Annotated in this window: 8 protein-coding genes, 1 other RNA gene and 1 pseudogene; 6 read left to right on the top strand and 4 right to left on the bottom strand. The window is 74.6% G+C overall.

What is annotated here, in order from left to right; all coding sequences use genetic code 11:
* The first annotated feature begins 933 nt into the window (after positions 1 to 933).
* The 3 genes and pseudogenes from QMQ26_RS11050 to QMQ26_RS11040 all read left to right on the top strand — a co-directional run bounded on the left by QMQ26_RS11050 (position 934) and on the right by QMQ26_RS11040 (position 3,739).
* Entirely contained in the window at positions 934 to 1,770 is an 837-nt protein-coding gene (locus QMQ26_RS11050; RefSeq protein ID WP_100835987.1) for a Nif3-like dinuclear metal center hexameric protein, read from the top strand.
* Between the two features lie 37 nt (positions 1,771 to 1,807).
* On the top strand, positions 1,808 to 2,551 hold the full coding sequence (locus tag QMQ26_RS11045; RefSeq protein ID WP_282205591.1) for a zinc ribbon domain-containing protein: 744 nt from the start codon (positions 1,808 to 1,810) through the stop codon (positions 2,549 to 2,551).
* A gap of 4 nt (positions 2,552 to 2,555) precedes the next feature.
* Positions 2,556 to 3,739 (top strand): annotated as a pseudogene (locus QMQ26_RS11040) (bifunctional RNase H/acid phosphatase).
* Between the two features lie 72 nt (positions 3,740 to 3,811).
* Here the strand turns inward: QMQ26_RS11040 and yaaA are convergent.
* Positions 3,812 to 4,609: a peroxide stress protein YaaA gene (yaaA, locus tag QMQ26_RS11035; protein WP_282205590.1), complete on the bottom strand. Its 798-nt coding sequence runs from the start codon at positions 4,607 to 4,609 to the stop codon at positions 3,812 to 3,814.
* A 219-nt stretch (positions 4,610 to 4,828) separates the two neighbouring features.
* On the opposite strand from yaaA, the gene QMQ26_RS11030 reads away from it, so the two are divergent.
* From QMQ26_RS11030 to rnpB, 3 genes are all read left to right on the top strand, one after another.
* Positions 4,829 to 6,283: an RNB domain-containing ribonuclease gene (locus tag QMQ26_RS11030; protein ID WP_282205589.1), complete on the top strand. Its 1,455-nt coding sequence runs from the start codon at positions 4,829 to 4,831 to the stop codon at positions 6,281 to 6,283.
* A gap of 68 nt (positions 6,284 to 6,351) precedes the next feature.
* Complete coding sequence (locus tag QMQ26_RS11025; RefSeq protein ID WP_282205588.1) at positions 6,352 to 7,815, top strand: MFS transporter; 1,464 nt, start codon at positions 6,352 to 6,354, stop codon at positions 7,813 to 7,815.
* 142 nt (positions 7,816 to 7,957) lie between these two features.
* Positions 7,958 to 8,358, top strand: an RNA gene (gene rnpB / locus QMQ26_RS11020) — RNase P RNA component class A.
* A 70-nt stretch (positions 8,359 to 8,428) separates the two neighbouring features.
* Here rnpB and QMQ26_RS11015 read toward each other — a convergent pair.
* From QMQ26_RS11015 to QMQ26_RS11005, 3 genes are all read right to left on the bottom strand, one after another.
* Positions 8,429 to 9,820: an ABC transporter substrate-binding protein gene (locus QMQ26_RS11015; protein ID WP_282205587.1), complete on the bottom strand. Its 1,392-nt coding sequence runs from the start codon at positions 9,818 to 9,820 to the stop codon at positions 8,429 to 8,431.
* Between the two features lie 102 nt (positions 9,821 to 9,922).
* Positions 9,923 to 10,816 (bottom strand): carbohydrate ABC transporter permease, encoded by an 894-nt coding sequence (locus QMQ26_RS11010; protein ID WP_282205586.1) that lies wholly within the window; start codon positions 10,814 to 10,816, stop codon positions 9,923 to 9,925.
* Positions 10,813 to 11,427: a carbohydrate ABC transporter permease gene (locus tag QMQ26_RS11005; RefSeq protein WP_282205585.1), complete on the bottom strand. Its 615-nt coding sequence runs from the start codon at positions 11,425 to 11,427 to the stop codon at positions 10,813 to 10,815. The genes QMQ26_RS11010 and QMQ26_RS11005 overlap by 4 nt, the downstream gene beginning before the upstream one ends.
* Positions 11,428 to 11,627 lie beyond the last annotated feature (200 nt).

Genomic DNA, 11,627 nt, shown 5'->3' with positions numbered 1-11,627 from the left:
AGCATCGCGCCGCAGTGGTGCCCCACCCGGCTGCCCGGTCGGTGGGGATCGCCGGTCCGGGAATTCCGGTGGTGGCCGGACGGATTTCCACAGCGATCCGCCGGAATTGTTCGCCGTCCCCGTCCCCGTCCCCGTCGCCGATCCGGGCGGTGCCGAATTCCCCGGACGATTTCCGCGCGCCGTCGTGCGCATTCGCGTCACGCGGAATTCCCCGGTCGGCGGCGGCCGAGGCGACCGCGCAGAGCACCTCGACCGCCACCGGGGAGGCCGCGCCGGCGTCCCACCCCCGACCCCGACCCGGACCCCACTCCCGACCACGGTCCCGGGCCCGACCCCGGGGCTCGCGGCCGGGCGGCCGGACCGTGCAGCAGGGGACCCCGGCCGCGACCGTCCGGTCGCCGCCGCCTCCCCGGGCCCTGCTGCCGGTCGCGGTCGCCCGTGCCACCTCCACCGACGTGCCGTCCACACCCGGCTCGTCGTCGACCGGACCCGGCCCCCCTGTCCTGCGCAGCGGTGTGTCCGCCCCCATCTGCTCCACACCCCTTCGCGGTGGACTCGACCGAACGGCCTGCGGAAGTCACGGGAGGCTCGGCGGCGCCCGCCGAATTCCGGGCGGAATTCCGGCCGGTCGCCTTTTTCGACCCCCCTGGTCGAGCAACTCCCGTTCGCAGGACTAGAAGGTACTTTCGGGGCGGGTGTGACTCAACACCGCCCGGGTCACTTCACCCGTAAGGGTGATCGGGTGCGGTTTTCGCCTGCGCCCGGCCGGTCCGGTGCGCCCGGGGAGCGGCGGGCGGCGAACGGTTCGGGGGCGACGGGCCGCCCGCCGCAGCGCCCCGCCGCCCGGTTGACGCGCAGGTGTACGACGGCGGGGGCCGGTCCGCATCCGGGAGCGGGGCCGGGCCGGGCCGCGGCACGCGGTAGTCTCGACAGGTGCCGAAACTGTCCGACGTCATCGCCGTGCTCGAAGAGGTCTACCCGCCGCAGTGGGCGGAGTCCTGGGACGCGGTGGGCCTGGTCTGCGGCGATCCCGGGGCGGAGGTCCGCCGGGTGCTGTTCGCCGTCGACCCCGCGCAGGCCGTGGTGGACGAGGCCGTCGAGTGGGGCGCCGACCTGCTGGTCACCCACCACCCCCTCTACCTGCGCGGCACCACCACGGTCGCCGCGACCGGCGCCAAGGGCCGGGCCGTGCACACCCTGATCAAGCACGACGTCGCCCTGCACGTCGCGCACACCAACGCCGACCACGCCGCCCCCGGCGTCTCCGACGCCCTCGCCGAGGCCGTCGGGCTGAAGGTCACCGGCCCGCTGGTGGCCGACCCGACCGACCCGGCGGGCCGCCGCGGCAGCGGCCGGATCGGTGAGCTCCCGCAGCCGATGACGCTGGCCGCGTTCGCCGCGCAGGTCGCCGCCGGCCTGCCCGCCACCGCCGCGGGCGTCCGCGCCGCCGGCGACCCGGAGCGGCTGGTCCGCCGGGTCGCGGTCTGCGGCGGCGCCGGCGACTCCTTCCTGGCCGAGGCCCGCCGGGCCGGCGTGGACGCGTACGTCACCGCCGACCTGCGGCACCACCCGGCCTCCGAGGCCGTCGAGGCGGCCCCGGTCGCGCTGGTCGACGCCGCGCACTGGGCCACCGAGTGGCCCTGGCTCGCGCTGGCCGCCCGCGAGCTCACCGACCGCGCCGACCGGCGCGGCTGGCCGCTGGAGACCCGCGTCTCCACCCGGGTCACCGACCCGTGGACGGCGCACGCGCCGATGCCGTACGCCCCCTGACCTTCCCCGCCGAACCAACTCAACAGGAGCCCGCCGCGTGAACGCCGCGCCCGCCGACCAGATCCGCCTGCTCGACCTGCAGGCCATCGACTCCCGCCTCGACCAACTGGCCCACCGGCGCCGCACCCTGCCCGAGCACGCCGAGATCGACAAGGCCGCCGCCGACCACACCGCCCTCAAGGACCTGGTGGTCGCCGCCCAGGCCCAGCTCGGCGACACCACCCGCGAGCAGACCAAGGCCGAGGCGGACGTCGAGCAGGTCCGCTCCCGGGCCGCCCGCAACCAGCAGCGGATGGACTCCGGCGCGGTCGCCTCCCCCCGGGACCTGGAGAACCTCCAGCACGAGAACGTCTCGCTGGCCAAGCGCCAGGACGACCTGGAGGACATCGTCCTGGAGGTGATGGAGCGCCTGGAGTCCGCGCAGACCCGGGTCACCGAGCTGACCGCCCGCCTGGAGCACTCCTCCGTGGTGGTCGCCGAGGCCGAGGGCCGCCGGGACGCCAAGTTCGCCGAGATCGACGCCGAGGCCGACAAGGTCCGCCGCGACCGCGAGGCCATCGCCAACGTCATCCCCGCCGACCTGATGAAGCTCTACCTGCGCCTGCGCGAGCAGCAGGGCGGCACCGGCGCGGCCCGCCTCTACCAGCGCCGCTGCGAGGGCTGCCGCACCGAGTTCTCGATCACCGAGTTCAACGCGATCAAGGCCGAGCCCGCCGACAAGGTGCTGCGCTGCGAGAACTGCGGCCGCATCCTGGTCCGCACCGGCGAGTCGGGCGTCTGACCCGGTGGCGGGCGCCAGGTACGTCGTCGAGGCCGACGGCGGCTCCCGGGGCAACCCGGGGCCGGCCGGCTACGGCGCGGTGGTCCGGGACGCCGACACCGGGCGCATCCTGGTCGAGGCCGCCGAGTACATCGGCCGCGCCACCAACAACGTCGCCGAGTACCGGGGCCTGATCGCCGGGCTGCGGGCCGCCCGCGACCTCGACCCGGACGCCCGGGTCGAGGTCCGGATGGACTCCAAGCTGGTCGTCGAGCAGATGTCCGGGCGCTGGCAGGTCAAGCACCCCGACATGCGTCCGCTGGCCGCCGAGGCCCGTGCCGTCCTCCCGGCCGGGAACGTCACGTACGAGTGGATTCCGCGCGAGCGCAACAAGGACGCCGACCGGCTCGCCAACGAGGCGATGGACGCCGGGAAGCAGGGCCGCCGGTGGGAGCCCGCCCCCCGGGCCGCCGCGCCCGTGGCCGAACCCGCGCCCGGGCCCGCCGCGTCCGCTCCTGACGCGTCCGCCGCCGCGCCCGCCGCCGCGTCCGCCCCCCGGGCCGGCTGGGCCGGGCCCGCCGACCTCGGCACCCCCACCACCCTGGTGCTGCTGCGGCACGGCGAGACCCCGCTCACCCCGCTCAAGCGCTTCTCCGGCAGCACCGGCAGCGACCCGGGCCTGTCCGAGAAGGGCCGCTGGCAGGCCGAGCGCGCCGCCGACTCGCTGGCCGCGCGCGGCACCGTGCAGGCCGTGGTGGCCTCCCCGATGCTGCGCACCCGGCAGACCGCCGAGGCCACCGCCCGCCGGCTCGGCCTGGAGGTGCGGATCGAGGAGGACCTGCGCGAACTCGACTTCGGCGACTGGGAGGGGCTCACCTTCGCCGAGGTGATGGAACGCCACCCCGCCGACCTCACCACCTGGCTGGGCTCGCCGAGGCCGCGCCCACCGGCAGCGCCGAGTCGCTCACCGCGCTGGCCGACCGGGTCGCCCGGGCCCGCGACCGGATCACCGCCCGGTACCCCGGGCAGACCGTGCTGGTGGTCTCGCACGTCAGCCCGATCAAGACCCTGGTCCGGCTGGCCCTGGGCGCCCCGCCGGACGCCGTGCACCGGATGGAACTGTCCCCGGCCTCGCTCTGCGCCGTCCAGTACTACGGCGACGGCAACGCCTCGCTGCGGCTGCTCAACGACACCTCCCACCTGCGCTGACCGCGTGCGCTGACCACCTGCGCTGACCACCTGCGCCGACCGCCGGTGCCCGGGCGCTGCCGGGCCGGGACGTCAGTGGACGTCCGTCACCACCACGTCCAGCTGCCACGGCTTGCGCCCGGTGCCGCGCGCCGAGACCTCCACCCGGTAGCCCGACTGCTCCAGCGCGTCCACCAGTTCGCCGGGCGCGGCCGGTTCGTGGCCGGCCGCGAGCAGGTCGCGCACCAGCCGGCCCTTGGTGGCCTTGTTGAAGTGCGACACCACCGAGCGCCTCGGCACCCCGTCCACCTCGCGCTCCTGCAGCACCCGCACGGTCACCGTCCGGCCAGCCAGTTCCCCGGCGGGCTTCCACGCCGCCGCGTACGCCGAACTGCGCAGGTCCAGCACCAGCCCGTCCGCGACCTCCGGCAGCACCCCGTCCAGCACGCCCCTCCAGTACGGGCCGAGCGCGCCCAGCGGCGGCAGCTTGACGCCCATCGAGCAGCGGTAGGGCGGAATCCGGTCGCCGATCCGCACCGCCCCCCACAGCCCGGAGAACACCAGCAGCGAACGCTCGGCCCGGGCGTACGCGGCCTCGTCCAGCTTGGCCAGCCCCAGGTTGTCGAACAGCACCCCCGTGTACACCTCGCCCGCCGGGCGGGCCCCCGCCGTGAGCAGACCCGCGTTCTTGCCGACCTCCCCGCGCAGCCCCTTGCTCAGCCCCAGCACCTCGGCGGCCCGCTCACCGTCCCCCGCGCACAGCTCCACCAGCGCGCCGAGCACCCGCTGCCGCGCCCCGGTCAGCCCCGGCAGCGACAGCCCGCCCCACTCCACCGGCGCACCCGCCTCCGGCGCGGTCTTCCCCTCCGACGGCGGCAGCAGAACCAGCACGGCGATCCTCTTCCAACAAGCTGTGGCACCCGAACCCGACCACCCTAACGACCCGCCCGCCCGCTCCCCGCATCCCGCCCCACCGGCCCGCACGCCGCCGTACCTGCCCGCGCCCCGCCTCCCGCCCCACCCCGCCCGCGCGGTCCCCGCTGCCAATTCCCGTGCGCCACAACCCGTTTCCGGTACGACTTTTGCGCCGCCACGACTTACGCTGCGACCATGCCGCGCCGACACCTCAACGTCCGAGCCGCCCAGACCGCCAGGATCAACACCGAACTCGCCGACCTCAGGACCCGTCTGGAGATCCGCACCGACTGGCCCCCGGAGGTGCTCGTCGAGGCCGACCGGGCGGCCTCGCTGCCCCGGCTGCCGGAGTTCGACGCCACCGACCTCGACCTGTTCACCCTCGACCCGCCGGACTCCCGCGACCTCGACCAGGCCATGCGGCTCTCCCGCCGGGGCAGCGGCTACCGGGTGCACTACGCGATCGCCGACGTCGGCGCGTACGTCACCCCCGGCGGGGCGATCGACACCGAGGCCGCGCACCGGGTCCAGACGCTGTACTTCCCGGACGGCAACGTGCCGCTGCACCCCGCCCGGCTCTCCGAGGGCGCGGCCAGCCTGCTGCCCGGCGAACTGCGCCCCGCCCTGCTCTGGCAGCTCGACCTGGACGCCGACGGCGAGCTGGTCCTCGCCGACCTGCGCCGGGCCCGGGTCCGCTCCCGCCGCCGGCTCGACTACGCGACCGTCCAGGGCCGGATCGACGCCGGGGCCGCCGACGAGCAGCTCCTCCTGCTCGCCGAGATCGGCACCCTGCGCGAGGCCCGGGAACGGGACCGCGGCGGCGTCAGCCTGCCGCTGCCCGAGCAGGAGGTGACGGCCGACAACGGCGGCTACCGGCTCGGCTACCGCGCCCCCCGCCCCGCCGACGGCTGGAACGCCCAGATCTCGCTGCTCACCGGCATGGCCGCCGCCGAGCTGATGCTGGACGCCGGGATCGGCCTGCTGCGCACCCTGCCCGCCGCCCCCGAGTCCGCGTACGCCCGGCTGCGCCGCACCGCCGCCGCGCTCGGCGTCGACTGGCCGGAGGACCTGCCCTACCCGGCGCTGATCCGCTCCCTCGACCCGGCCCGCACCACCGACGCCGCCTTCCTCAACGAGTGCACCGGCCTGCTGCGCGGCGCCGGCTACCGGGCCTTCGACACCGCCCGCGGCACCGCCCCGCCCGCCGACCCGGGCCACGCCGCGCTGGCCGCCCCGTACAGCCACTGCACCGCGCCGCTGCGGCGGCTCGGCGACCGGTACGCGCTGGAGGTCTGCCTGGCGGTGGCGGGCGGCACCGACGTGCCCGGCTGGGTGCGCGACACCCTGCCGCTGGTGCCGGGGCTGATGGAGAGCGGCGACCGGCGGGCCCACGAGGTGGAGCGGGCCTGCGTGGACCTGGTGGAGGCCGAGCTGCTGCGCGGCCGGGAGGGCGAGGAGTTCGAGGCGGTGGTGGTCGACGTGGACGAGCGGCACCCCGCCGTGGGCACCGTGCAGCTGCGCGACCCGGCGGTGGTCGCCAAGTGCGACGCCGCCGACCGACTGCCGCTGGGCCACCGGGTCACCGTCCGGCTCACCCTGGCCGACCCGGTCACCCGCACGGTGCGCTTCGCGCTGGCGGCCGACGGGTAGCCCCGGGCCCGGGCGGGGGAGCAGGACGGTTCCAGCGTCGGCTCATGAAATGGTGGGATGATCGGACGGTGAGTCGACCGAGTACCGTGCCGGACCGCCGCCGCAGGCTGCTGATCCTGGCCATCTGCTGCCTCAGCCTGTTCATCGTCGGCCTGGACAACACCGTCGTGAACATCGCGCTGCCCGCCATCCGCACCGACCTGGACGCGCCCGCCTCCGGCCTCCAGTGGGTGATCGACGCCTACACGCTGGTGCTGGCCTCGCTGCTGATGCTCTCCGGCTCGGTGGCCGACCGGATCGGCCGCAAGCGGGTGTTCATGACCGGGCTGGTGCTGTTCGTGCTCGGCTCGCTGCTGTGCAGCCTGGCGCCCGGACTCGGCTGGCTGATCGGCTTCCGGGCGGTGCAGGCGGTCGGCGGGTCGATGATGAACCCGGTGGCGATGTCGATCATCACCAACACCTTCACCGACCGGGCGGAGCGGGCCCGGGCGATCGGCGTCTGGGGCGGCGTGGTCGGCATCAGCATGGCGCTGGGCCCGCTGATCGGCGGCTTCCTGGTGGACACCGCGGGCTGGCCGTCGATCTTCCTGATCAACGTCCCGGTCGGGCTGGCGGCCTGCCTGCTGACCTTCCGTTACGTGCCGGAGTCCCGGGCGCCACGGCCCCGCCGGCTGGACCCGGTCGGCCAGCTGCTGATGCTGCTGCTGCTCGGCTGCGGCACCGCCGCGATCATCGAGGGCCCGGCGCACGGCTGGACCTCGCCCGGCATCCTGGCCCTCGCGGTGACCGCCGTCGCCGCGCTGGTCGCCTTCCCGCTCTGGGAGCTCCGGGTCGCCGAACCGCTGATCGACCCGCGGTTCTTCCGCAGCGCCCCGTTCACCGGCGCCACCGTCACCGCGGTGTGCGCGTTCGCCGCGCTCGGCGGCTTCCTGTTCCTCAACACCCTGTACCTGCAGGAGGTCCGCCACTACAGCCCGGTGGTGGCCGGCCTGTGGACGCTGCCGATGGCCGGGCTCACCCTGTTCGCCGCCCCGCTCTCCGGCCGGATCGTGGCCGGGCGCGGCCCGCGCCTGCCGCTGCTCGGCGCCGGCGCCGCGATCACCGCCAGCGGACTGCTGCTGACCCGGCTGGCCGCCGACTCCCCGGCGCTCCTGCTGCTGCCCGCGTACGCGCTGTTCGGCATCGGCTTCGGCCTGGTGAACGCCCCGATCACCAACTCGGCGGTCTCCGGCATGCCGCTCTCCCAGTCCGGGGTGGCCGCCGCGGTGGCCTCCACCAGCCGGCAAATCGGCCAGTCGCTGGGCGTCGCGGTGATCGGCACCGTGGTGACCAGCGCGGTCGCCTCGGCCGGCGGCTTCGCCCCCGCCACCCACGCCGGCTGGTGGATTGTGACCGGCCTGGGCCTGACCGTCCTGGTCCTCGGCCTGGTCACCACCACCCCCTGGGCGGCCGGCACCGCGGCCCGGGTCGCCGCCCGCTTCGACCGGCTGCCGGACCGCCCCCGCCAGGACGCCGCCGGCCCCGCCCGCTGACCGGCGCGCGGGACCGCCGTGCGGGACCGCCGTACGGGACCGCCGTGCAGGGGCGCCGGGCAGGGGCGCCGGGCAGGGGTGCCGCGCGAGGGTGCCGTGCGGGGGAGCGTCCCGGAGCGGCTACGATGACCAGTACGGCGGACGAGCCGGCCGGGCGGTCGCGTCGGGTCCCTTCGGGGCCCGCCGAGGAACGTCCGGGCTCCACAGAGCAGGGTGGTGGGTAACGCCCACCCGGGGTGACCCGCGGGACAGTGCCACAGAAAGCAGACCGCCCACCGCTCCGGCGGCGGGTAAGGGTGAAACGGTGGTGTAAGAGACCACCAGCGACCGAGGTGACTCGGCCGGCTCGGTAAACCCCACTCGGAGCAAGGTCAAGATCGGTGCCCCCGGGCACCGTGCGCGAGTGTTCGAGGGCTGCTCGCCCGAGCTCGCGGGTAGACCGCACGAGGCTGTCGGCAACGGCAGCCCTAGATGGATGGCCGCCTCCCCCGGCCGCGCGAGCGACCTGGGAGACAGAACCCGGCGTACAGGCCGACTCGTCCGCCGCCCTCCGCCTCCAGGGCCCGACCGCGCACCCGCGGCCGGGCCCTTCGGCGTGTCCCGGCCCCCGGGGTCAGCCGACCGAGGAGTTGTAGCCGTCGATGGCGGGCTGGAGCTCCTTGGCGGCGTCGGCCAGCGCCTGCTGGGCGGTCTTGGAGCCGGAGACGGTCTGCTCGATCGCGGTCTCCACGCCCTTGCGGGCCTGCGGCATCACGCCGAGCAGGCAGCCCGCGGTGGCCGGGGTCGGCTTGGTGGCGGCGAGCTGGTCGATGGCGGTCTGGAACTGCGGGTACTGGGCCACCCACTGCTTGTCGGCGGCGACGTCCAGCGACTTGGTGTTGACCGGGAAGTAGCCGGTGCCGACGTGCCAGGCGGCCTGCTGCTCGGGGGAGGTGAGGAACTTCTCGAACTCCCAGGACGCCCGCTGCTGCGCGTCCGAGTGGCCCGGGCCGGAGACCCAGAGCGAGGCGCCGCCGATGACCGGGCCGCCCTGGTCGCCGGCGGCGGTCTTCGGGAACGGCGCGGTGCCGACGGTGAACTTGGCGGCCTCGGTGTAGCCGCGCAGCACGCCGGTGGACTCCAGGTGCATGGCCACCGTGCCGGCCTTGAACGCGGCCTGCGCGTCGGTGGTCTGCCGGCCGGTGTTGGCCGCGTAGCCGCCCTTGATCAGGTCGGCCCACCACTGGACGATCTCGGCGCCCTTGGCGGTGTCGAAGCCGGCCTTGGCCGCCTTCCCGGTGCGGCCGTTGCCGTTGTCGCAGTACAGCGAGCCGGACTCGGCCAGCAGCTCCTCGACGAACCAGCCGTAGACCGCCGCGCCGAAGCCGTACCGGACGGTCTGCCCGCTGCCGTCCTTCTTGGTCAACCGCTTGGCGAGGTCGCCCAGTTCGGCCAGCGTGGTGGGCGGCTGGGCCGGGTCGAGGCCGGCCTCCTTGAAGGCGTCGTCGTTCAAGTAGAGCAGCGGCACCGAGGAGTTGAACGGCATCGAGGCGAGCTTGCCGTCCACCGAGTAGTAGTTGCGGATGTTGGGCTGGAGGTCGTCCAGCGGGTAGCCGTCCCGGTCGGCGAACGCCTGGGCCGGGACGGTCTGCCTGGAGTCGATCATGAAGCGGGTGCCGATGTCGTAGACCTGCACCAGCGCCGGGGTGGCCTTCTGCTGCACCGACGCCTTGTACTTGGCGATCAGGTCGTCGTAGCTGCCCTGGAAGACCGGCTTCACCTCGATCTTCCCCTGGTGCGCGGAGTTGAACGCGGACACCAGCGAGGTCAGCGTCTCGGCGTTCTTGCCCGTCATCGAGTGCCAGAACTCGACGGTGGTCACCCCGGACGCCTGGTCGAGCGCGGAGGCGGCGGGCGCGGCGGCGTCACCGGAGGCACCGCCGCCCCCGGAACCGCCGGAGCTACAGCCCGTCAGGGCCAGGCCGGACACCAGCAGGGCGGCGAGCGCGCGGGCACTCTTCTTCACGGGGCTTCTCTCTTCTACGAGGGTGGATGCCGGGAGAGTCGAGCGGATGCGGGTACGGATGCGGGTACGGGGGTGAGCCCGGGTGCGGTGCCCGGCGGGGCGTCAGCGGACGGCTCCGGCGGTCAGGCCGCGGACGATGAAGCGCTGGCCGAACACCACCAGCGCCAGCGTGGGCAGCAGCGACAGCACCACGCCGGCCAGGATCAGCCCCGGGTCGGCCATCTCCGAGTCGCGCAGCGTGGACAGGCCGATCTGCAGGGTCTGCATCTCGGCGGTGCGGGTGATGATCAACGGCCAGAAGTACTGGTTCCAGGCGGACAGGAACACGTAGACGGCGAGCGCCGCCAGCACCGGCCGGTTCAGCGGCACCAGGATGCGCCACAGGAACCGCCAGTGGCCCGCCCCGTCGATCCGGGCGGCGTCCCGCAGCTCGGCCGGGAACTGCCGGAACGACTGCCGCAGCAGGAACGTCCCGAAGCCGGAGGCCAGGAACGGCAGCACCAGCCCGAAGTAGGTGTTGCCCAGGCCCCAGCCCGACAGCGTCAGGTAGTTGGGGATGACCACGGCCTCCCACGGCACCATCAGGGTGGCCAGGAACAGCCCGAACACCACCGCACGGCCGCGCAGCGGCAGGAACACGAAGGCGTACGCGGCCAGGACCGAGGTGAACAGCTGCGCCGCGGTGATCACGCCCGCCACCAGCACCGAGTTGGCGTACTGGCGGACCAGCGGCACCGCGTGCACCGCGCCGGAGAAGTTCCGCCCGGTGACCGCGTGCGGCACCAGCGCGGGCGGGTACCCGGCGATCTCGTCCGGGCGCATCAGCGCGCCGGCGAACACGTAGTAGACCGGGAACAGCACCGTCAGCGCGGCGGCCAGCAGCACCAGGTGGACCACGGCCCTGGCCGGCACCCCGCGCAGGTGGGCGCGGCGCCGGGCGGGGCGGGCGGGGGCGGCCCCGGCGGGCGCCCCGGTCTCGGTGAGCGTGGTGGTCATGCGTAGTGCACCTTCCGTTCCAGGACGCCGAACTGGACGGCGGTGCAGGCCAGTACGACCAGCAGCAGCACCACGGCCTGGGCGCTGGCGGTGCCGAAGTCGCTGGAACCGTAGGCGAACGCCTTCTGGTAGACGGAGTAGACCAGGGTGCGGGTCGAGCCGTCCGGGCCGCCCCGGGTGAGGATGTGGATCTGGCCGAAGCTCTGCAGCGCGTTCACCGTGGAGACCACGACCAGGAAGAACAGGCTGGGCCCGAGCAGCGGCACCGTCACCGAACGGGCCAGCCGCAGCCCGGCGGCGCCGTCCAGCCGGGCGGCCTCGGTGATCTCGGCGGGGATCGAGCCGATGCCCGCCGAGAGCACCAGCACGTTGTAGCCCAGGTTCATCCAGACCGTGGACGCGGCGACCGAGAGCAGCGCGTACCGGGAGTCGGTCAGCCAGCCGACCGGGCCCAGGTGGAACTGCGACAGCAGCCCGTTGAGCACCCCGCTGGCCGGGTTGTAGAAGACCGAGAAGACCACCGAGGCGCTGGCCACCGAGAAGGCGAACGGCAGCGCGAAGGCCGAGCGCAGCAGCCGGACGCCACGTATCCGGCTCTCCAGCAGCAGCACCAGCAGCAGCGCCCGAGCACCCCGGGCACCACCGTCAGCAGTACGAACAGGGCGGTGGTGAGCAGGGTGTCGCGGAACTCGGCCGAGGCCAGCAGGTCGGTGTAGTGCCGCAGGCCGACGTAGCGCGAGGGCGCGCCGAACAGGTCGTTGGCGTGTGCGCTGAGGTAGAGGGTGCGCCCGAGCGGATAGCCGATGAACAG

Source organism: Kitasatospora fiedleri (genome assembly GCF_948472415.1).
Lineage (GTDB): Bacteria > Actinomycetota > Actinomycetes > Streptomycetales > Streptomycetaceae > Kitasatospora > Kitasatospora fiedleri.
The sequence above is the reverse complement of the archived record's forward strand: the minus strand, read 5'-3'. Positions and strand labels throughout refer to the sequence as shown.